Origin of the sequence: Micromonospora sp. NBC_01739 (genome assembly GCF_035920385.1) — a bacterium.
GTDB lineage: Bacteria > Actinomycetota > Actinomycetes > Mycobacteriales > Micromonosporaceae > Micromonospora.
In genome coordinates, this window is the sequence record NZ_CP109151.1 from 5,423,086 (window position 1) to 5,443,625 (window position 20,540).

Below are 20,540 nucleotides of genomic sequence, written 5' to 3' on the forward strand. Positions count from 1 at the left end.
GGGGTCACTGCACCCAGGCGCCCGCCCGCATCACCCGGACGACATTCAGGTCCTCGTCGAGTTCCACCAGGTCGGCACGGAGACCGGCCTGAAGGGTGCCCACCTCGTTGCCGAGGCCGATGGCGAGCGCCGGGGTGGTGGAGACCATGCGTACCGCCTCGGGCACCGAGAGCCCGGCGGCCACCGCGTGCCGCAGGGCCGCGTCCATGGTCAGGGTGCTGCCGGCGATCGCGCCGTCGCCGGCCAGCCGGGCCACCCCCTCGGTGACGGTCACCGCCTGACCACCGAGTTCGTACTCGCCGTCCGGCATACCGGCGGCGGCCATCGCGTCGGTGATCAGGGCGCAGCGTTCCGGCCCGGCCGTGGAGATGGCGAAGGTCAGGGTGCCGTCGTGCAGGTGCACCCCGTCGGCGATCAGCTCACAGAACACGTTCGGGGAGCTCAACAACGCCACGGCCGGCCCCGGCTCGCGGTGGTGCACCGGACCCATGCCGTTGAACACGTGGGTGCCGACGCTGGCGCCCGCCGCGATGGCGGCGCGGGTCTGCTCGTACGTCGCGTCGGTGTGCCCGACCGCGGCCACCACCCCGCGCCCGGTGAGCATCTCGATGGCGGCCAGGGCCCCGTCCCGTTCCGGGGCCAGGGTGACCATCCGTACCGTCCCCTCGCCCAGCTCGACCAACTCGGTCAGTTCGTCGAGTGAGGGGTCGCGGAGAAACTGCGGGTTCTGGGCCCCGCAGCGGGCGGCGGACAGGTACGGCCCCTCGAAGTGGATGCCGGCAAGCACCCCCTGCTTGACCAGCGGGACGAAGGCGGTGGTGGCCGACCGCATCAGCTCGATGGGGGCGCTGACCAGGCCGGCCAGCAGGCTGGTGGTGCCGTGGTTCAGGTGGAAGGCGGCGGCGGCCCGGGCGGAGTCCGCGTCGCCGGTGGTGAAGGTGTGCCCGCCCCCGCCGTGGTTGTGGATGTCCACGAAGCCGGGGACGATCCAGTGCCCGTCCCGCACCGACGGGTACTCGGCCACCGCGCTGATCCGGTCGCCCTTGACCTCGACACAGCCCTGTCGGACCACCCCGCTCGGGGTCACCACCCGGCCGTTCACCCGTACGGTCATGACATCTCCAACTGGTCGAGGGCGAGCAGGGCGGCGCCGAGGCAGCCGGCCTGGTCACCGAGAGCGGCCGGGACCAGTCGCGGTTCCCGGTGGAAGGTCAGTCGATCACGCAGCGCGCTACGCAGGGGGTCGAACAGCCCCGGACCGGCCTGGGCCAGGCCCCCGCCCAGCACGACCGTCTCCACATCGAACAGGGCCTGTCCGGTGGCCAGTCCGTCGGCCAGGGCCTCGACGGCCTCCCGCCAGACCCGGGTGGCCAGTTCCTCACCGGCGGCTGCCCGCTGGGCCACCTCGGCGGCGGTGATCACGGCCGGTCCGGCGGGGGCCAGGTCGGTGTAGCGGCGGGCCACCGCCGAGGCGGAGGCGATGGCCTCCAGGCAGCCGGATCGGCCGCAGCCACAGGGCGGGCCCCCGGGACGGATCAGGATGTGGCCGAACTCCCCGGCGGCGCCGTGTGCCCCGGTGGCCGCCGTACCGGCGACCACGTGCGCGGCGGCGATGCCGGTGCCGATCGCCACGAACAGCAGGTGCTCGGTGTCCTGGCCGGCACCCAGCCGCGCCTCCGCCAGGCCCCCGGCGCGTACGTCGTGGCCCAGCGCGGTGGGCAGGCCGAGCCGGTCGGCGGCCAGCTTCCGCAGCGGTACGTCCCGGAAGCCGACGTTCGCCCCCCAGAGGACCATCCCCCGGGCCTGGTCCACGATTCCGGGCACCACGATGCCGAGCGCGGCCGGGGTCAGCCCGGCGGACCGTGCGGTGGCGGCCAGTCCCTCGGCGACGGTCAGGATGGTGTCGACCACGGCCTCGGCCCCACGGTGTGCGCCGGTGGGATGCCGTTCGCTGTGCACGACGGCCCCGTCCGGACGGATCAGGGCGCATTTGATCCCGGTGCCGCCGACGTCCAGCGCGACGACGACAGTGCCGTCGCGCAGCCTCACGCGAGCACCACGGACCGGCTCAGGTGCCGGGGCGCGTCCGGGTCCAGCCCGCGACTCGTCGCCAGGGCCACGGCGAACCGTTGCGCCAGGATCAGGTCGGCCATCGGGTCCACCGGGGTACGTCCGGCGGCCCAGCGGCCCAGCACGGTACGCACCCCGTGGGTGCGGCTGTGGGCGAAGGCCGCGCCGGTGGCGGCGACATCCTCGGGGAGGCCCTCGGGCAGGTCACCGAAGGCCCAGACCAGCCGGCCGGGGGCGGCCACCGAGATCGGGCCGTGCCGGTAGTCCATGGCCGGGTACGCCTCGGCCCAGAAGGTGGCCGCCTCCCGGCACTTCAGGGCGGCCTCCAGGGCCAGGCCGATGGTCCAGCCCCGGCCCAGGAAGGTGACCTGCTCGATCAGGTTCGGGTCGATCGGCAGCGGGGCACGTACGGCCACCTCCGCGTCCGCGACCAGAGCGTCGATGTTGTCGCCGAGCTGGGTACGCAACAGGGCGAGCGCGGTGGTGGCGAAGCGGGTCTGCACTACCGCCCGTTCGTCCGCGAAGGGCATGGTGACGGCGGCGTCGGCCAGGCTCACCGCCGGGGAGGTGGGGTCACCGACCAGCACGGTGGTCGGCATCCGCCCGCGCAGGGCGGCCAGCAGGTCGAGGACCTCGGTGGTGGTGCCGGAGCGGGTGATCGCCAGCAGCCGGTCGTAGCGGCGGCCGGTGGGGAACTCGCTGGCCTGGAAGGCGTCCGTCTCGCCGTGCCCGGCGGCCTCCCGGCGGGCCGCGTACGACATCCCCATGAACCACGAGGTGCCGCAGCCGACGACGGCGACCCGTTCACCGCGGCGGGGTAGCCGGTCGAGGACCCGGGGGGCCAGGTCGGCGGCCTGGCGCCAACAGTCCGGCTGGCTTGCGATCTCCGCGGGAACGAACGCCATGAGAACTCCTCGCAGCGGCTGCGCATTACGGCTCGTTTGGCCCGTCTTTCGAGCGTTATTCTGCGCGAAATCCGATGGAAATAGCAACCGCTGGGATGATCGAGCAATGCAGGGTTTTGCCTCATCGTAGTTTCGCGCACTAGTGTGCACGCAACCAATCACCGTTCGTGCAGACACGGAGGTCCCGGGGTGGACCGTTACGCGAGATGGAACGCCCTGCTCGAAATGCTGACCGACACCGGTCGGGTCACCGTGGAGGAGGCCGCCGACCGGCTGGAGGTTTCGCAGGCGACCATCCGGCGGGACTTCGATCAGCTGGCCCAGCAGCAGATGATCACCCGTACCCGGGGTGGTGCGGTCGCCAACGGGGTCTCCTACGACCTGCCGCTGCGCTACAAGACCGCCAAGCACTCCGCGGAGAAGCAGCGCATCGGCGCGGCCGCCGCGGCGCTGGTCACTCCGGGCACGGTGGTCGGCCTCAACGGCGGCACCACCAGCACCGAGGTGGCGCGGGCCCTGGCCGTACGTCCGGATCTCAACACCAGTGCCGAGGGCGCCCAGTTGACCGTGGTCACCAACGCCCTCAACATCGCCAACGAGCTGCTGGTCCGCTCCCGGATGAAGGTGGTGGTCGCCGGCGGGGTGGTGCGACCCAAGTCCTTCGAGCTGGTGGGCCCTTTGGGTGGGGCCCTGCTGCGCGAGGTGACCCTGGACGTGGCCCTGCTGGGGGTGGACGCCATCGACCCCCACCTGGGTGCCGCCGCCCATCACGAGGGGGAGGCGGCGATGAACAACCTGATGGTGGCCCGGGCCAAACGAGTGGTGATAATCGCTGACTCCTCCAAACTGGGGGGTCACGCCTTCGCCCGGATCTGTCCGATCGACCGGGTGGAAACCCTGGTCACCGACTCGGGTGCCGCATCCGAGGTGGTCGAGGCCTTCCGCGCCGCCGGGGTCCACGTCATCTGCGCCTGAGGGCGCGACACCACCCGCGCCGTCGATGCCGGCGCCCTGCGTACCTGCGTACGGCGGGTGAGGGGTGCCGCCGGGAGGGTAGGGCTGACTGCCGTCCGAAACGCTGATGCATACCGGGTATTGCCATCGGCTGCATACCGCGTATGGTGTCGTGGACACCCACACACCAACGGGGGAGGTGCAGCTTGCCAGCTGTCCTGGAAATCGAAGGTCTACGAAAGACGTACCGGAGCCGACGACGTGGCACCCGCAACGCCCTGGACGGCTTTGACATGCGGGTCGAAGCCGGCGAGGTGCACGGCTTCCTGGGCCCCAACGGGTCCGGAAAGACCACCACTCTGCGTACCCTGCTCGGGCTCATCCGCTCCGACGGTGGCCGGATGTCCATCCTCGGCCAGGAGGTGCCGGCGGCGCTGCCCCAGGTAGCCCGGCAGGTCGGCGCGATCGTGGAGAGCCCGCAGTTCTTCCCGAACTTCACCGCCCGCGACACCCTGTCCCTGCTGGCCGGCGCCGGCGAGGTGCCCGCCCAGCGGGTCGACGAGGTGCTGGAACTGGTCGGCCTGCGCGATCGGGCCGGCGAGCGGGTCAAGACGTACTCGCTCGGCATGAAGCAGCGCCTGGCGGTCGCCTCCGCCCTGCTGAAGAACCCCCGGCTGCTGATCCTGGACGAGCCGGCCAACGGCCTGGACCCGGGCGGCATCCGGGAGATGCGTACCTTGGTGCGCAACCTGACCGAGTCGGGGATGACCGTGCTGCTCTCCAGCCACATCCTCGGTGAGATCCAGCTGATCTGTGACTCGGTCACCATCATCTCGCTGGGCCGCCGGGTGGCCTTCGGCCCGGTCGACGAGGTGCTGGCCCAGCACTCCTCCGGCGGAATCCGGGTCCGGCTGGAAGCCGTGATGGACCTGCCGCTGGCCGCCAACGCCCTGCACGGCAACGGTTACCGGGTGACCGCGAACCCGGACCATCTGATGGTCTCCGGGGTGGACAAGCCGGCCACGATCACCCGGCTGCTGGCCGAACACGGCCTCTACGTCAGCGAACTCGCCCCGGTCACGGTGGACCTGGAGAGCGTCTTCCTCGAGCTGACCAACACCGCGCCGGTCCCCGGCCAGCACCGGCAGGTCGACCAGTCCGTACAAGTCGATGGGGCGGCACCGTCCGCACCCACCGGGGGAGGTTGGGGCGCGTGAGTCTCTTCCGTACCGAGCTGCGCCGGCTGGCCAAGCGGCGCTTCGCCCGCTGGACGACCGTGGGTGGCCTGCTGGTGCTGGGCCTGATCGTGGTGGGCCTGCTCCTGACCAACGAGAAGATCGGTCCCGAACAGTGGGCCGAAGCCCGTCGGGCCGCCGACCAGCAGTACCAGGAGCAGGTGCGGTGGGCCGATCAGGAGCGCGCCAACTGTGAGCGCGCGAAGGCGGCCGGCGAGAACGTCGACGACTACCCGGCCGACTGCGCGACGATCGCCCCGCCGGAACGGGAGAGCTACCAGGAGGAGTGGTACCTCCCGTCGACCTTCATCTTCAAGACCAACGTTCCGGACATGCTGGTCACCCTCGCGGCGATCCTGGGCATGGTCGGTTACGTGGTGGGGGCCTCCTTCATCGGCGCCGAGTGGAACAGCGGCGGAATGATGAACCTGCTGCTGTGGCGACCGAAACGGCTGACCGTTCTGTTGACCAAGCTGGGCGCGTTGCTCACCGGCATGCTGGCCCTGGCGGTGCCGGCCACCGCGGTGTGGTTCGGCCTGCTCTGGCTGATCGCCAACTGGCGCGGGACCACCGAGGGGGTGACTTCCGGGGTCTGGCAGTCCTTCCTGCTCACCGGGTTGCGCGGGATCGTGTTGGTGCTGGTCGCGGCGACCGTGGGCTTCGCCCTGGCCTCACTGGGCCGGCACACCGCGATGGCACTGGGCGGGGCGGTGGCGGTCATGGTGGTCGGCCAGACCGGGCTGACCATCATGCTGGAACTGGCCCAGGTCCGGTTCGCCGACGCCTGGCTGTGGCCCACCTACCTGTACGCCTGGATGGCCAAGAGCACGACTCTCACCGACTGGCGATCCTGTGACGCCTCCTACACCGGTGAGTGCCAGCCGGCCACCATGGACATCACCATGCAGCACTCGTCGATCCTGTTCACGGTCGCGGTGGTGGTGTTCCTCGGCGGGGCCCTCTGGACGCTGCGTCGGCGCGACATCACCTGAGGACCGGCACCCAGGCCGCCCGTGGGCACGATCTCTCCCCGGATCGCGCCCACGGGCGGCACCTCTTTCGGCACCTGTTCCGGTGTGGCAACGGCCTCGGCGCGCTCCTGGTGCGTCGGCCGTGACCTGTGGTTAGGCTGGGAACCCGGCTGGCGTCGCCCGTGTCGGCCGCCCCCGTGAGGAGCCCCATTGCCGCCCGCCGACGCCACCCCGACAGCCCAGAGCCCCGAGGCCCGGGTGCCGACCGGCCCGGACTCCGGGGCGGTGCCGCTGCCGCGTTCCGCACCCGAAGCCGAGTCCGCACCGACCGCCGCTGCCGAAGCCTCGACCACGGAAGCCGGAGCACCGACCGTCGCTGCGGGCCCGGAGTCGGTTGGTGCCCTCGGCGAGCGGGAGCAGGAGATCCTCGCCTTCGAACGGCAGTGGTGGCGGCACGCCGGCGCCAAGGAACAGGCGATCCGGGATCGTTTCGGGCTCTCCGCCACCCGCTACTACCAGTTGCTCAACGCCCTGCTGGACAATCCGGCGGCGCTGGCCGCCGACCCGGTGCTGGTCGGCCGACTGCGCCGGCTGCGCGCCTCCCGGGCCCGGAGCCGCCGCCGCTGAACCGACCCGACTGGTCGATTCCTGCGGACCGGAGGGGCACCTCCTCGGCAACCCGGTGGACTTCCCCGGCTGAGCGCGGAAGACTCCGGCAGGTGACGGGTGCGGTCCGGTTGGAGCCGGTGGACGAGCAGAATCTTGAACCGTTGCTGTCCGTGGCAGCCGCTGAGGCGGAGCCGGACGACGTGATGCCGCCGGTGGATGCCCCGGCCGGCTGGTCCCACGCCCGCAGGGAGGCCTTCCGGGAGTTCCACCGGGCCAACTTCGGTGGTCTGCACTCGGCCACCCGCACCGCCATGTACGCGATCATGGCCGGGGGTGAGGTGGTCGGGATGATCCGGATGACCCGCCGGGACGCCCCGGACACCGTCGAGGCGGGCATGTGGCTGGGTCGCTCCGCCCGGGGTCAGGGCCTCGGCGCGGCGGCGTTGCGCGAGTTGTTGAACCTGGCCGCCGCGGCCGGGATGCGGGTGGTGGTCGCCGACACCACACCGGAGAATCGCGGGGCGCTGTCCGTGCTGGAGAAGTGCGGCGCGAAGCTACGCGAGGACGGCGAGAAGGTGTACGCCGAGATTCACCTCGACTCGACCCCACCGGCGCTCTAGGGCTCAGCTCCGCTGCTCGGCGTACGCGGCCAGCCAGGCCACCTGGGCCGGATCCAGGGAGGGGCGGACCCGACTGCGGGCGGTCTGCACGTGTGCGGCCGTGACCGTGGCGGCGGTCAGCGACTCGCGCATCGCCGCCAGGGCCGCCTCCCGGACCAGCGCGGCGCAGTCGGCGGCCGAGAAGCCGTCCAGGTCTCCGCCGAGTTCGTCGAGATCGACGTCCTCGGCCAGCGGCACGTTGCGGGCGGCGGCGCGCAGGATCGCCGCGCGTGCCTCGGCGTCCGGTGGCGGCACGTAGACCAGCCGTTCCAGCCGACCCGGGCGCAGCAGCGCCGGGTCGATCAGGTCGGGCCGGTTGGTAGCGCCGACCACGACGACATTGCGCAGGGCCTCCACCCCGTCCAACTCGGTGAGCAGGGCGGCCACCACCCGGTCGGTGGTGCCACCGTCGGTGGCCTGGCCGCGTACCGGGGCCAGGGCGTCCACCTCGTCCAGGAAGACGAGGGTCGGGGCGGCCTCCCGGGCCCGGCGGAACAGTTCGCGGACGGCCCGTTCGCTCTCGCCGACCCACTTCGACAGCAGTTCCGCGCCCTTGACGGAGAGCACATTGGCCCGTCCGGAGCCGGCCAGGGCGGTCACCAGGTAGGTCTTGCCGCAGCCCGGCGGGCCGTAGAGCAGCACCCCGCGAGGTGGCTGCACCCCCAGTCGGGCGAAGGTGTCCGGGTAGGTCAGGGGCCAGAGCACGGACTCGGTCAACTGCTGCTTGACCTCTACCAGGTCACCGACGTCGTCCAGGGTGACCCGGGCCAGTTCCAGGGTGGAGGCGGCCATGGTCGTCGGCCGGACCACCTCCAGGGCGGCCGTGAAGTCGGCCATCCGTACGGTCGGGTTCTCGGCCGACTTCTGCCGCCGCGCCGCGCGGACCCCGGCCTCCCGGACCAGCGCGGCCAGGTCGGCGGCGACGAAACCGGGGGTACGCCCGGCCACCTCCTCCAGCCGTACGTCCTCGGCCAGCGGGACCGGACGGGTCAACACGGTCAACTGTTCCCGGCGCAGGGCGGCGTCCGGCAGGGGCACATCGATCCGTACCGAGAGCAGATCCGGGGACCGCAGCGCCGGGTCCATGGCCTCCGGGCGGCTGGTGGTGCAGACCACGGCGGCGCCGGCCCGGACGATCTGGGCCAGGCACTGGCGGAACACCGTGGCCACCGGTCCCGGGGTGTCCGCCGGGGCCAACGCCTCCACGTCGGAGACCAGCAGCACGGCCGGGCCGTCGGTCAGCACCTCGGCGGTGGTCGCCCGCAGTCGGTCCGCCGCCGAGGAGTTGGTCAGCGCGGCGATCTCGGGTGCCCAGAGTGGATGGACCCGGGCTCCGACCTGAGCGGCTACCGCCCGGACCAGGGCCGACTTGCCGGAGCCGGCCGGACCGCTGACCAGCACCCCCAGCGCCACCGCGGTGCCCAGCCGGGCCAGCACCTCGCGGTGGTGGAAGCCGAGGTCCAGCAGTTCGTTCAGCTCCTCGGCCTGGGCCCGCAGGCCGGGCAGCTCATCCACCGAGGGGACGTGCTCCTCCTCGGTCGCGCCCCTGGTGCCCGTCCAGTCGGCCTGAGACGTACCGGCGGTGGTGGCCCCACCGGCCTGGACCCTGACCGCCCCACCGGGACCGGCCAGGGAGGCCGTGCGGGTGGCGATCGGGTCGGCGACACCTCCGGTGGCGGCCCCGTGCTGCCAACCGACCATGGTGTCCATGGTTACCAGGGCACCCACCTCGGGTTCGACCGCGACGACCCGCAACAGGGTGCTGGTCCAGGCGTAGCCGACCCGGTTGGAGAGGCTGCGCCGGGCCGCCTCGACCAGGTTGCGGGTGGCGGCGTCCGGCAGGATGTCCTGGGGCAGCAGGGAGACGTCGTCCCCGGTGGTGACCACCTTGCCCAGCAGGGCCAACCGGAGCATCTCCGGGGAGACCACGGCGACTATCTGCGCCGGCCCGGCGAGCAGCACCCGGGTGGCCGCGACGACCGGGGTGGCGCTCACCCGCACCTGCCCGCCGTCGCGGAGACCTAGGTTGCCCAGGATCAGGTCATCGGCGTACAACAGCGCGGTGCTGGCGGTCGACTCGGCCGGGGCGACGATGCCGGCGGTCACCCGCTGGCCGGTCAACTGGACCGGGTCCCCCGGCCGCAGAGCCAGGGCGGTGAGCACCTCGGGGTGCAGCCGGACGACGCCGCGCCGGGCATCCAGCGCGGCCGGACGCAGGCTCGCGGTCAAGGTCAACTCGGGTTCGCCCATCGCCTGACCTTAAACGGCGCGATCATCCCGCGTCCGGTCAGCCTGGCGGCTCCTCCCCGGCCAACAGGGCGGGGTTGCGGCGGATCAGCTCGGCCAGCCGGGCCGCCGGAGCGCCCGGCAGGGTCTCCTGGCTGGCCGGCCAGTCGGCGACGGTGTGCTCCGACAGCGGCCAGGCCGGGGGTGCCACCACCGGCTGCCCGGTCACGGTCACCTCCGCACCGGTCCAGGCCACCCGCAGGTCGTACGCCTGCCCGTCCTGGTCGATCCGGGCGGTGACCGCCGCGCCCGGATGGACCGCGACGGCGGCCCGCAGCGCCTCGACGACATCGTCGAGCACACCGCGTGGCGGGGACCCGGCCGGTGCCCGGGGGGTGGTCCAGCCGGGCCCGGCGTTGCGGCCGCCGGAGGAGCCCTCCGGATCCCCCGCCCCGGCTGCCTCGTCGGCTCTGTCGGTGGCCCCGGTGGACCGGCGGCGCAGGGCCTCCTCGCGCCGCCGCATCCGAGCCAGGGTCTCGTCCAGCCCGCCTCGCATTCGCCTCACCCCTTCCCACCAGGGGCCTTGAGCCGTTCGGCTCAGGCCCGCTTGTCCCGGGTGGCCCGCACCAGCGCCCGATCCAGGACGACCAGCAGAGCGTCCCGTACCGAGAGTCGGTCACGGGCGTCGAACTGCACCAGAGGTACATGGTCACCGATCGCCAGGGCCCATCGGATCGCACCGAGGTCGTGGGCCAGCCGCCCGTCGAAGGCGTTCACCCCGACCACGAAGGGCAACCGGGCCCGCTCGAAGAAGTCGATCGCCGGGTAACTGTCGTCCAGCCGGGCGCTGTCGACCACCACCAGCGCCCCGAGTGCCCCGCGCGCCAGGTCGTCCCACATGAAGCCGAAGCGGGCCTGACCGGGCGTACCGAACAGGTAGAGCTTGAGGCTGCGGTCGATGGTGACGCAGCCGAAGTCCATCGCCACCGTGGTGGTGGTCTTGTCGAAGCGTTGTCCCGGATCGTCCACCCCCAGCCCGGCGATGGTCATCTCCGCCTCGGTGGTCAGCGGTTGGATCTCCGAGATGGAGGCCACCGTGGTCGTCTTGCCCACCCCGAAACCGCCCGCGATCAGAATCTTGACCGGGATCGGTGGCGCGGGGCGCGGGGCCGGGCCCATCCCGGCCGGCGCGGGGGCCGAGGGAGGGTACGGCGCCCCGGCCGGCCGGGGCGGGGGCGCAGTGGCCCGACCCACCACCGGCGGGGGCACCGGAGGGGGGCCGCCGTAGCGTGCCGTGGCGCTGTTGGCGGTGAGCGCGCCCTGTGGGGCGACCGGCCAGTCAGGAGATTGCACGGAGTCCATCAATCACTCGCAGGATGATGTCGGGGTCGAGAGCCTCGTCGGCGTCGGTGACGTGCACATCGAGATGACCGGCCGCCCGCAGGTCACCCACCAGCACCCGGGTCACACCGAAGTGCAGCCGGGTCTTGGCGGAGATCTCGGCGACCGAGATCGGCTCGTCACAGAGTGCCACGATCGCCTGGAGTTCCGGGGTCAGTCGGGCGGCTGTCAGGTGCCGCGCCTCGGCGGTCGACCGGGCCGTCACCTGGGTCTCCAGGCCGATCGTCGGGTCGGCTCCGGCCACCCGACCGGAGGTGAGCACGAACGGGCGCAGGCCGGTCGGTGTCCCAGGTTCCGTCCCGACCGCCGCCGGTGTCTCCGTCGGGTCGGGGGCACCGACCGGACGGGACTCGCGCAGATAGGGCCGGATCCGGGGGACCGGCCCCGGATCCGCACCGGCGGCGTCGGGGTTCACTGCTGTACGGAATTCTTGAGTTCGGCGATCAGACGCGGTGTCAGCGCACTACCGGCTCGACCGGCGAAGAGGGTCATCTCGTAGGCCACCGTGCCGAGATTGGCCGACCGGTCGGCCACCACCCCCAGCACCGAGCCGCTGCTGATCGCGCTGATCAGCAGATACCCCTCGGCCATGTCCACCACCACCCGGTTCAGCCCGCCGAGGGCGTACCAGCTGGCGGCGCCACCGGCCAGGCTGGTCATGCCGGAGACCACCGCGGCCAGCCGTTCCGCGTTGGACCGGTCCTTGATCGCGGACATGGCCATCAGCAGCCCGTCCGACGAGACGGCGATCGCCTCCACCACGCCCGCCGTGCTGGAGGTGAAGGTGTCCAGCAGCCAGTTGAAGGTGCGGGCCTCGGGGCTGAGGTCCCCGACCGGGTGGCCTGAGTGGTCGAGGTTCTCGTGTACGTGCGGGCTGGTCAATGTGGCGTTCCTTCGTCGTCGCTGCGGTCGGGGCGGACATCGCGCAGAGCCCGGGCGACCCCGGTCTCGAACGCATTGAGGAGATCGCGTACCTCGGCCGGGTCGCCGGGGTGGTCGGTGATCGGCGGCCGGGCCGGGGTGGTGACCAGGTTCGCACCGGGGACCCGCCGGGTCAGATGGGTCGGCGCGCCCGACGGTGCGGGGGCGATCGGCTCGGGGAGGACCTTCCCCCGCTGCTGTTCGGCCCGGCGTACCCCGGATTCGAACTGTTCGACCAGGCTGCGGGCGGCGATCGGGTCGGCGCCGGTGGCGTCCACCGGGCCGACCCCGGGTGCGATCCTGGGCAGGCTGGCCCCGGGCACCCGTTGCCGGATTCCCGGCGGCGGGGTGGTCGCTCCGGCCGGTGCCGTCGGCGCCGGGACCGGTCCGCCGGTCGGGCCGACGGTCACCTCGCGGCCACCGGTGGCGAAGGCGTTCCATGACTCGGCCAACTCGAGGCTCTCGGTCGCCCGGCTCAGCAGCCGCTGATCGAACCCGCCCGGCCCGCCGGCACCGACGGGTGCCAGCGCCTCCCCGGGTCGGGCCGGGCCCACCGGCATCGGCTGGGGGCGGCCCGGTAGGGCCGGCCGGACGGTGATCGGGGTGGCCCGGGGCGGCTCGATCGTGCCGAGGACCAGGTCCGCCCGGGGGATCGACAGGGTGGCGGTGACCCCGCCGCTGAGGGTGGTGGACAGGGCGACCGTCCAGCCGTGCCGCCGGGCCAACCGGCCCACCACGAACAACCCGAGCACCTCGGTCGGGACCAGGTCCAGCCGCTCGCGTCGGGTCAGCCGGGCGTTCTCCTCGGCCAGTCGTGCCGCCGTCATGCCGATCCCGTGGTCCACCACGGTCAGCCGGGCACCCTCGTCGGTCAGGTCGCCGCTGACCACCACCCGGGTGTGCGGCGGGGAGAAGACGGTCGCGTTCTCCATCAGCTCGGCCAGGGCCAGCACCAGGTCACCGACGACCGCCGGGGCTGCGGCCACATCGATGGGGGCCTGCACGTCGACCCGGGTGTAGTCCTCGATCTCACCGAGGGCCAGGCGGACCACGTCGGCCAACGGAACCGGTGCGGCGTGCACCACGTCCCCGGCCGCCCCGGAGAGCACCACCAGGTTGCCGGCGTTGCGCCGCAGTCGGCTGGAGATGTGGTCGAGGCGGTACAGGTTCTCCAACCGTCCCGGGTCGGTCTCCTGCTGCTCCAACCGGTCGATCAGGGCGATCTGCCGACCGACGAGATTCTGGGTACGCCGACCGACGTGCCCGAACATCTGGGCCACGTTGCGTCGACCCGCCACCTGCCGCTCCACCAGCTGCGCGGCGGTGCTCTGGACCCGTTCGAAGGCCCGGGCCAGGTCACCGATCTCGTCCTGGCCCCGGATCTCCACCCGGTCCAGGCGGATCGACTGAGGCTGGTCGGACTCGTCGTCGGCCACCCGCAGCAGCTCGGACTCGGCTACCCGGGCTACCCGGTCGGCGGACCGGGTGAGTCGGGTCAGCGGCCGAGCCACCGACCGGCCGATGACCAGGGCCAGCAGCACGACCACCAGCATGATCAGCAGTACCAGGGCGGTCACCCAGTACGCGGCGATCAGCGCGGACTGCCGCTCGGCGCGTACCGCCGCGGTGACGTCGGTGACCAGCTTCTTCTCCACGAACTGACCCAGGGTGATCAGGGAGGAGGTGGTCGGATAGAGGGCCTCCAGGGGAATCCGGGACGCCGCGGTGACCGGGTCCAGGGCGCTCTGGTCGAGGAAGTCCTCCCCGGCGCGGGAGTCCACCGCGGCCTGCTCGATGTCCAGCAACCCCAACTGGTCGGGGCTGAGCAGGCCGATCATCTGGTTGCTGTCCGCCCGGAGGGTGGCCATGTTGGCCACGAAGGCGGTGGCCAGCTCCGGACGGGGGTCGGCGGCGATCAGCACGATGAGGGCGGACCCGGCGCTGATGCCCTCGCTCTTGCGCAGGATGCGGTCCAGGGCCAGCACCTGCCGACCGACCGGGGTCCGGGTGTCCACGTCGTACGGCAGTCGCAGCGAGTCGATCAGGGCCAGGTGCACCGGGGCGTAGGTGCCGATGATCTGGTCGGCGGTGGCGCGGTTGGCGAGGGTGGCCGTGCGTACCGGAGTCAGTTGCCGGACCCCCTCCAGCGCCGCGGTCACCCCGGGGGACAGCTCCTCGCCCAGTTCCGCCCGGAGGTCGAAGACCAGGTCGTCGACCTCAGCGATCTGCTGGACCAGGTCCCTGCGGTCGATCTGTCGCAGCAGCAGACCGACCGCGAGCATCCGTTCCCGTTGCAGGTGTTGCAGGATGGTGCCGACCCGGTTGGCGACCTGCACGGTGCTGGCGATGTCACCGGCCCGCCGGGCCACCCCGGCCCGTTCCGCGACCACCGGCAGGGTCAGCCCGAGCATGCAGAGCACCGGGATCAGCACCAACAGGGCCAGCTTGCCCCGGATCCGAAGCCTATCGAGCAGCATCGAAGGGCCTCCAGCGATCCGGATCGGGGCTGTTGCCCACGGCCACCGGGGACCGTTGCGCCGGCATCTGCTCCCACCGGGTGGTGGTCGGCACGGTCGGGTCGACACCCGTCGGGGCGCCACCGGCCGGGTCCAGGGCTACCGGGTCGTCCTTCCGGCGGGCCGACCAACCGGTCACCGCCAGGGCGACCAGGAGCAGTACGGCCACCCCACCCGCGCCGAGGACCAGCAGGTCGTCCCGGTTGAGTTCATCGATCCGCTCGACCAGCAGCCGGTCGACCTCGTCCAGCAGAACCGGCTGTAGCTGCTTGGCGGCCTCGTGCGCCTCCAGGCGGGCCCCGGTGAGCCGGACCAGGTCGATCGCACCGGTCCGGTCCGGTTGGGAGGTCAGCGCCATCGCCTCGACGCCCCGCTGGTAGGCGTCGAAGGGGGTGAGCACGTGCCCGCCGAGGTCGGCGCTCTCCGAACTGTCCATCACCGCCCGAAGGTTGTTGACCAGGTCGTTGGCGGGCTGGAGGGCGGCCACCCGGTAGGCGGCCAGTTCGCTCAGGGAGCGCAGCCGTTCGCTGTCGGGCCGCCGTTGGACCAGGGCGACCAGGTCGGTGAGTCGACCGGCGGCGACCAGGGCCTCCGGCATCTCCTCTCCGACACCGTCCTGGAGGAAGTACGAGTCGGCACCGGGGTCCTGGACCAGGCCGGATGTCTCCCGCACCTTGGTGTGTAGGGCCAGCAGCAGGTCGGTGACCTCCCGGTAGGCGCTGAAGGCGGCCTCCGGATCGCTGAGCGGTCGCTCCGGAAGGGCCTCCAGTTTGGCCCGCAGACCGGCCCACCGTTCTCCGGTGCGCAACTCGCCGCCGATCTCGGCATCCACGGCCGCCACCTGCTCCACCGCCTGGTCCAAAGCCAGCCTGGTGGTCGGCCGGCGGGCCACCGCGGCGCTCTGCGCGTCGACCAGCGCCACGGTGAGTGGCCCCAGGGTCCGCAGGTAGGTCACCCCCAGCCGTTCCCGCTCGGCGACCTCCCGGTCGGCGTCGAGGAGCCGGTGGGCCTGCCCGGTGAGCAGCGCCACCGGCAGCAGCAACGCGACCGTGAGCAGCAGTGGCAACAGCCGACCCCGGGTCCGGGGTCGGCGACGGACCCGCGGAGCGGGAACGGTCATGGTGATCTCCTCGGGCGGGGACGCAGGTTCGGCCAGTGGCGTCGACGAGCCGGTCCCGTGCGCCGGACCGGAAACTAATCGAACAACGTTGGTGTAGTACCGGCCTCTCGGGTCGGCTTTGCGTCACTTCGGGTGAGGTGACTCAGGCTCACTCAATCGATCACCGTGGGTGCTGCTTTCCTGGTGGATAAGACGTACTTCGATCGGGATTCCGGTGGTAGGTAGGAATTTCCACAATGGGAAGTCGTCCCAAAGGTTGGCCCGATGGACAGTGTGCGGTCGACCCCTCTCGGGTGACGTTCGGCTGAACAGAACGGACGTACGGCGGAACTCAGCTAATACACAGGTTCCGCGCCGTACCGTGTGGCAAATGAAATCGCCGATCTCGGCCGCGCGGTTGCGCAGTGCCCTGCCCACCGGCCGGCGGGCCGTCGCGGCGTCGATCGCCGTGGTCCTGCTGGCCGCCGTCGTGGTCTGGGCCGCCTGGCCGGATCGCCCGGGATTCCGCACCGAGTCCGCGATGCTCACGGTCGCCTCCGGACCGAGCGGCGACGAGCCGGTGGACCTGGACACCACCCTGTACCTGCCGAAGGACGCCGGCCCGGACCGGAAGGTGCCGGCGGTGCTGCTGGCCCACGGCTTCGGCGGCACCAAGAACTCCGTGCGCACGGACGCCGAGGAGTTGGCCGACCGGGGCTACGCGGTGCTGACCTGGACCGCCCGGGGCTTCGGCCGCAGCGGGGGCCAGATCCATCTGGACAACCCCGACTACGAGGTACGCGACGCCCAACGCCTGCTGGACTGGCTGGCCGCCCGGCCGGAGATCCGTACCGACGGCGCCGACGACCCCCGGGTGGGGGTGGTCGGCGGCTCCTACGGCGGCGGCCTGGCGCTGCTGCTGGCCGCCCAGGACCAGCGGGTGGACGCCATCGTCCCGATGATCACCTGGAACGACCTGTCCCGGTCCTTCCTGCCGGAGAGCACCGGCGGGGAACCGACCCAGGGGGTGTTCAAGTCCGGCTGGGCCGGCATCTTCTTCGGCGGCGGCGGGAACGTGGGCTCCGGCCCGGCGGGGATCTCCGGCAACACCGCGGAGGCCCCCGAGGGGGCACCCTCGCCCGGCCCGCCCAGCCCGGCACCCGGGCAGGGCCCCGGCACCGCACCGGGGGCCCCGACCACCGGCACCATCCCGGACCCGGCCTGTGGCCGCTTCGCCCCGGAGGTGTGCGCCGCGTACCTGAGCATCGCGGTCACCGGTCAGGCCGACCAGGCTGCGGTCGACCTGCTGCGCCGGTCCAGCCCGGCCGGGGTGCTGGACCGGATCAAGGCCCCCACCCTGCTGGTGCAGGGGGCGGCGGACACCCTCTTCCCGCTCGGTGAGGCGGACGCCAACGCCCGGGGCATCGCGGCCAACGGCACCCCGGTGCGGGTCGCCTGGTTCACCGGCGGCCACGACGGCGGGGCGGGCCCGCGTACCGACTCCGACCGGGTGAAGTTCCTGACCGCCCAGTGGCTCGACCACTACGTGGCGGGAACGGCCGCCACCCCGGGCGACAGCTTCACCTTCTCCCGGATCGCCGGCTTCGACGCGATGGACCGGGGACTGGTGGCCACCGGCTACCGCACCGCCGACTACCCCGGCCTGAACGGGCAGTCCCGGCAGGAGGTGGCCCTGGCCGGGCCGCCCCAGGCGGTCGCCAACCCGCCGGCCGGCAACCCGGCGGCGATCTCCTCGGTGCCCTTCGCCGGCTCCTTGAGTTCGCTGCTCAGTGGGGTGGCCGCCGACATCCCCGGCCAGCATGCCCGGTTCGACTCCGAGCCGCTGACCGAGGCCGTCGACGTGGTCGGGTCACCCACCGTGCAGATCCGCGCGGCGTCGCCCACCGGCGAGGCCGTGCTCTTCGCCAAGCTCTACGACGTCAACCCGGAGGGAGCGGCCACCCTGCCCAGTGGGCTGATCGCCCCGATCCGGTTGACCGGTCTGCCGACCCAGGTAGCCGAGGCCGCACCGGTGACGGTCACCCTCCCGGCGATCGTGCACCGGGTGGAGGCCGGGCACCGCCTCCGGTTGGTCCTGGCCACCTCGGACCAGGCGTACACCACCCCGGTCGAGCCGACCGTCTACCAGGTGGTCGCCACCGGCCCGGTGAGCCTGCCCACGGTCGACGCCGAACCGATCCCGACCGAGGCGGTGCTCTGGCGCTGGATCCTGGTCGGGCTGCTCGCCGCGATCGTGCTGGGGCTCGTCGTGCTCGTGCTGCTGCTGCGCCTGCGGCACCGCCGCCAGGACACCTCCGTGCACCCGGAGTACGCGGACACCCCGCTGGCGGTGCGTCATCTGCGCAAGGAGTACGCCGACGGCTTCGTCGCCGTCTCCGAGGTGGACTTCGAGGTGCACCCCGGTCAGGTGGTCGGCCTGCTGGGGCCCAACGGTGCCGGCAAGACCACCACCCTGCGGGTGCTGATGGGGCTGACCCAGCCGACCGCCGGAGAGATCTACGTCTTCGGTCACCGGCTGGTCCCCGGCTCCCCGGTGCTGTCGCGCATCGGGGCCCTGGTGGAGGGGCCGGGCTTCCTGCCCCACCTGTCCGGGCTGGAGAACCTCAAGGCGTACTGGCGGGCGACCGGGCGGCCGGAGGCCGACGCGCACTTCGACCAGGCGCTGGAGATCGCCGGGCTGGGCTCCTCGGTGCACCGCAAGGTACGCAAGTACAGCCACGGCATGCGCCAGCGGCTGGCCATCGCCCAGGCCATGCTGGGCCTGCCGGAGCTGCTGGTGCTGGACGAGCCCACCGACGGGCTGGACCCGCCCCAGATCGCCGAGATGCGCCGGGTGCTCCAGCGCTACGCCACGGACGGGCGGGCGGTGCTGGTCTCCAGTCACCTGCTGGCCGAGGTGGAGCAGACCTGCACCCACGCCGTGGTGGTCAACAAGGGCCGGATCGTGGCCTCCGGGCCGGTCGAGGAGATCGTCGGTGACTCGCCCAGCGTGCTGTTCGAGGTGAGTGATCCGGCGGCGGCCCGGGAGGTGCTGGCCGATCTCGGCGGGGTACGGGTGCTCGACGACGCCGACGGGCAGTTGGTGGTCGACACGTTCGGCACCGCCCGCAGCGAGGTGGTGGCCGAGTTGGTCCGGGCCGGGATCGGAGTGGACCGGGTGGTGCCGCGGCGCCGCCTGGAGGACGCCTTCCTCGCTCTGGTGGGGGAGAACTCTCGGGGAAGCGGGGACCGGTGATGGCGGGATCGACTGTCGAACCCACGCACGGCGGGGGCGAGCCCGCTCCGGCCGCCGGCCGGCGGTTGTCCCCCTCGGGGGCCGGGGCCGGTTACCGGCCCTCGCGGACCCTGCCCTTCGCGGCGGAGTTCCGGCGGCAGGCGTCGCGGCGGCGCACCCAGTTGGCCCTCGGCTTCATGGTGCTGCTGCCGCTGATCATCCTGATCGCCTTCCAGTTCGACACCGGAGACGACGACAACGGTCGGGGCGAGTTCGGCAGCCTGGTCTCCTTCGCCACCTCCGGCGGGCTGAACTTCACCCTGTTCACCATCTTCGTGTCCGCCTCCTTCCTGCTGGTCGTGGTGGTGGCGCTGTTCTGCGGCGACACGGTGGCCAGCGAGGCGAGCTGGGGCAGCCTGCGCTACCTGCTGGCGATTCCGGTGCCCCGGGCCCGGCTGCTGACCATCAAGCTGCTGGTCGCCCTGACCTACTCGGGGTTGGCGTTGGTGCTGCTCGCCGGCACGGCTCTGCTCATCGGCACCCTGCGGTACGGGTGGTCCCCGCTGCGCAGCACGGTAGCCGCCCAGTTGGAGCCCGGCGAGGGGCTGCTGCGGCTGCTAGCCGTCCTGGGCTACCTGGCGGTGGTCCTGCTGGTCGTCGCCGGCCTGGCGTTCCTGCTGTCGGTGATCACCGACGCCGCGCTGGGTGCGGTGGGCGGCGCGGTGCTGCTGTGGATCCTGTCCAGCATCCTGGACCAGATCACCGCCCTAGGGGCGATCCGCTCCTTCCTGCCCACCCACTACAGCACCGCCTGGCTGGGGCTGCTGTCCACGCCGGTGCAGACGGACGACATCGTCCGTGGTGCCGTCTCCGCTATCTGCTACGCCACCGCCTTCTGGGGTCTGGCCTTCTGGCGGTTCACCCGCAAGGACGTCGTCTCGTAGCGACGCGGCCGGCTCCGGCGCCCGATAGCGGGTCAGGGCAGCGGCACCGCGGTCGGGGTGACCGGCAGGGGAGTCGCCGTCGTGGTGGGGACTGCGGACTGGGATGTGGTCGGGGGGCGCTTCTTCCAGGCGCTCACGCCGACGCGGTTGGTGTTGCCGAGGTCGATCGGCCCCTCGATGGCGACCTCCTGCGTCGGCTGCCCCTCCGCCGGGGCTACCTCCAGCCGCTCCGCGTTGGTGGCGACCACGGTCGGGTCGTCGACCAGGTTGCGCCAGAGCACCGTCGCGCCCGCGGCTTCTCCGGGTGCCAGCGTCAGTGGCCGGGGCGGGAAGTCGAAGCCGGAAGTGATCTCTCTGGCCCCGGGGATCACCCGGACCCTGATCAGATTTCCGTCGTCGTCCAGTAGCCGCAGTTCCGGGTAGCCGTGCAGCCGGTACGGCCGGCTGCCACAGTTGACCAGTTCCAGGGCCATCGCCCGCAGGCCCATCGCCGCACTCACCCCGAGGTAGCTGATCCGGACGCCGTCGGCGGGACAGGGGCCCGGCGAGCCGGCTCCGGCGCTCGGCTCGGTACGTGTCGGCGGGGCGTCGGAGGTGGTGACCGGGGCCGATGGTGGGGCGTCGGTCGTGGCTTGCGCCCCGACACCACCGGAGCCGGGGGCCGGGGCGCACCCCGCGAGCAGGACGAGCGTGGCGAGCACTCCAGCAGCACGACGCCAGGGCAGCGCCCGCCGTCCGCCCGGGTGTCGGATGGTCGTCCCTGGTGATGTCCCCCGTATCCCGCACATCGGGACA

At 72.4% G+C, this 20,540-nt stretch carries 18 protein-coding genes; 7 read left to right on the forward strand and 11 right to left on the reverse strand.

Translation table 11 applies throughout. From position 1 onward, the window contains the following. Positions 1-4: 4 nt before the first annotated feature. The 3 genes from nagA to OIE53_RS24565 are packed head-to-tail and all read right to left on the reverse strand — an operon-like array spanning position 5 to position 2,975. On the reverse strand, positions 5-1,114 hold the full coding sequence (nagA, locus tag OIE53_RS24555; RefSeq protein WP_327023843.1) for an N-acetylglucosamine-6-phosphate deacetylase: 1,110 nt from the start codon (positions 1,112-1,114) through the stop codon (positions 5-7). After that, on the reverse strand, positions 1,111-2,049 hold the full coding sequence (locus OIE53_RS24560) for an ROK family protein (protein WP_327023844.1): 939 nt from the start codon (positions 2,047-2,049) through the stop codon (positions 1,111-1,113). Before OIE53_RS24560 ends, nagA begins: the two co-directional genes overlap by 4 nt. After that, entirely contained in the window at positions 2,046-2,975 is a 930-nt protein-coding gene (locus tag OIE53_RS24565) for an SIS domain-containing protein (protein WP_327023845.1), read from the reverse strand. The genes OIE53_RS24560 and OIE53_RS24565 overlap by 4 nt, the downstream gene beginning before the upstream one ends. Before the next feature lie 189 nt (positions 2,976-3,164). Here OIE53_RS24565 and OIE53_RS24570 point away from each other — a divergent pair, with 189 nt between their 5' ends. From OIE53_RS24570 to OIE53_RS24590, 5 genes are all read left to right on the forward strand, one after another. After that, positions 3,165-3,950 (forward strand): DeoR/GlpR family DNA-binding transcription regulator, encoded by a 786-nt coding sequence (locus OIE53_RS24570; RefSeq protein WP_327023846.1) that lies wholly within the window; start codon positions 3,165-3,167, stop codon positions 3,948-3,950. 185 nt (positions 3,951-4,135) lie between these two features. Beyond that, positions 4,136-5,146 carry an ABC transporter ATP-binding protein gene (locus OIE53_RS24575; protein WP_327023847.1) on the forward strand — a complete coding sequence of 337 codons (1,011 nt, stop codon included), beginning with the start codon at positions 4,136-4,138 and terminating at the stop codon, positions 5,144-5,146. Then, entirely contained in the window at positions 5,143-6,156 is a 1,014-nt protein-coding gene (locus OIE53_RS24580; protein ID WP_327023848.1) for an ABC transporter permease subunit, read from the forward strand. The genes OIE53_RS24575 and OIE53_RS24580 overlap by 4 nt, the downstream gene beginning before the upstream one ends. A 189-nt stretch (positions 6,157-6,345) precedes the next feature. Beyond that, positions 6,346-6,762: a DUF3263 domain-containing protein gene (locus OIE53_RS24585; protein WP_393340285.1), complete on the forward strand. Its 417-nt coding sequence runs from the start codon at positions 6,346-6,348 to the stop codon at positions 6,760-6,762. Positions 6,763-6,854: 92 nt separating this feature from the next. Beyond that, a complete protein-coding gene (locus OIE53_RS24590; protein ID WP_327023849.1) occupies positions 6,855-7,364 on the forward strand; it encodes a GNAT family N-acetyltransferase in 510 nt (169 codons plus the stop codon). Between the two features lie 3 nt (positions 7,365-7,367). Here OIE53_RS24590 and OIE53_RS24595 read toward each other — a convergent pair whose 3' ends face one another. Genes OIE53_RS24595 through OIE53_RS24625 form a run of 7 tightly spaced genes read right to left on the reverse strand, consistent with a single transcriptional unit; the run spans position 7,368 to position 15,587 of the window. Beyond that, positions 7,368-9,653 carry an AAA family ATPase gene (locus tag OIE53_RS24595; RefSeq protein WP_327023850.1) on the reverse strand — a complete coding sequence of 762 codons (2,286 nt, stop codon included), beginning with the start codon at positions 9,651-9,653 and terminating at the stop codon, positions 7,368-7,370. A 37-nt stretch (positions 9,654-9,690) separates the two neighbouring features. Then, the gene (locus OIE53_RS24600) at positions 9,691-10,185 is read right to left on the reverse strand and encodes a hypothetical protein (RefSeq protein ID WP_327023851.1); all 495 of its coding nucleotides are present in this window, start codon (positions 10,183-10,185) and stop codon (positions 9,691-9,693) included. 41 nt (positions 10,186-10,226) lie between these two features. Beyond that, positions 10,227-10,991 carry a GTP-binding protein gene (locus tag OIE53_RS24605; protein WP_327023852.1) on the reverse strand — a complete coding sequence of 255 codons (765 nt, stop codon included), beginning with the start codon at positions 10,989-10,991 and terminating at the stop codon, positions 10,227-10,229. Further along, complete coding sequence (locus tag OIE53_RS24610) at positions 10,969-11,445, reverse strand: DUF742 domain-containing protein (protein ID WP_327023853.1); 477 nt, start codon at positions 11,443-11,445, stop codon at positions 10,969-10,971. The genes OIE53_RS24605 and OIE53_RS24610 overlap by 23 nt, the downstream gene beginning before the upstream one ends. After that, the gene (locus tag OIE53_RS24615) at positions 11,442-11,912 is read right to left on the reverse strand and encodes a roadblock/LC7 domain-containing protein (RefSeq protein WP_327023854.1); all 471 of its coding nucleotides are present in this window, start codon (positions 11,910-11,912) and stop codon (positions 11,442-11,444) included. Before OIE53_RS24615 ends, OIE53_RS24610 begins: the two co-directional genes overlap by 4 nt. Next, entirely contained in the window at positions 11,909-14,428 is a 2,520-nt protein-coding gene (locus OIE53_RS24620) for an ATP-binding protein (RefSeq protein WP_327023855.1), read from the reverse strand. Before OIE53_RS24620 ends, OIE53_RS24615 begins: the two co-directional genes overlap by 4 nt. Next, positions 14,415-15,587 (reverse strand): hypothetical protein, encoded by a 1,173-nt coding sequence (locus tag OIE53_RS24625; protein ID WP_327023856.1) that lies wholly within the window; start codon positions 15,585-15,587, stop codon positions 14,415-14,417. Before OIE53_RS24625 ends, OIE53_RS24620 begins: the two co-directional genes overlap by 14 nt. A gap of 370 nt (positions 15,588-15,957) precedes the next feature. Between OIE53_RS24625 and OIE53_RS24630 the strand changes: the two genes are divergently transcribed. Next, positions 15,958-18,822 (forward strand): alpha/beta fold hydrolase, encoded by a 2,865-nt coding sequence (locus tag OIE53_RS24630; protein WP_327023857.1) that lies wholly within the window; start codon positions 15,958-15,960, stop codon positions 18,820-18,822. Then, on the forward strand, positions 18,822-19,745 hold the full coding sequence (locus OIE53_RS24635) for an ABC transporter permease (protein WP_327023858.1): 924 nt from the start codon (positions 18,822-18,824) through the stop codon (positions 19,743-19,745). Before OIE53_RS24630 ends, OIE53_RS24635 begins: the two co-directional genes overlap by 1 nt. 32 nt (positions 19,746-19,777) lie before the next feature. On the opposite strand, the gene OIE53_RS24640 is transcribed toward OIE53_RS24635, so the two are convergent. Then, positions 19,778-20,446, reverse strand: coding sequence for a DUF4232 domain-containing protein (locus tag OIE53_RS24640; protein ID WP_327023859.1), 669 nt, complete (start codon positions 20,444-20,446; stop codon positions 19,778-19,780). Positions 20,447-20,540: the final 94 nt, after the last annotated feature.

Coding starts and splice junctions, on each gene's coding strand:
- nagA (WP_327023843.1), bottom strand. CDS start 1,114: ATGACCGTACGGGTGAACGGCCGGGTGGTGACCCCGAGCGGGGTGGTC.
- OIE53_RS24565 (WP_327023845.1), bottom strand. CDS start 2,975: ATGGCGTTCGTTCCCGCGGAGATCGCAAGCCAGCCGGACTGTTGGCGC.
- OIE53_RS24595 (WP_327023850.1), bottom strand. CDS start 9,653: ATGGGCGAACCCGAGTTGACCTTGACCGCGAGCCTGCGTCCGGCCGCG.
- OIE53_RS24600 (WP_327023851.1), bottom strand. CDS start 10,185: ATGCGAGGCGGGCTGGACGAGACCCTGGCTCGGATGCGGCGGCGCGAG.
- OIE53_RS24605 (WP_327023852.1), bottom strand. CDS start 10,991: ATGGACTCCGTGCAATCTCCTGACTGGCCGGTCGCCCCACAGGGCGCG.
- OIE53_RS24620 (WP_327023855.1), bottom strand. CDS start 14,428: ATGCTGCTCGATAGGCTTCGGATCCGGGGCAAGCTGGCCCTGTTGGTG.
- OIE53_RS24625 (WP_327023856.1), bottom strand. CDS start 15,587: ATGACCGTTCCCGCTCCGCGGGTCCGTCGCCGACCCCGGACCCGGGGT.
- OIE53_RS24630 (WP_327023857.1), top strand. CDS start 15,958: ATGAAATCGCCGATCTCGGCCGCGCGGTTGCGCAGTGCCCTGCCCACC.
- OIE53_RS24635 (WP_327023858.1), top strand. CDS start 18,822: ATGGCGGGATCGACTGTCGAACCCACGCACGGCGGGGGCGAGCCCGCT.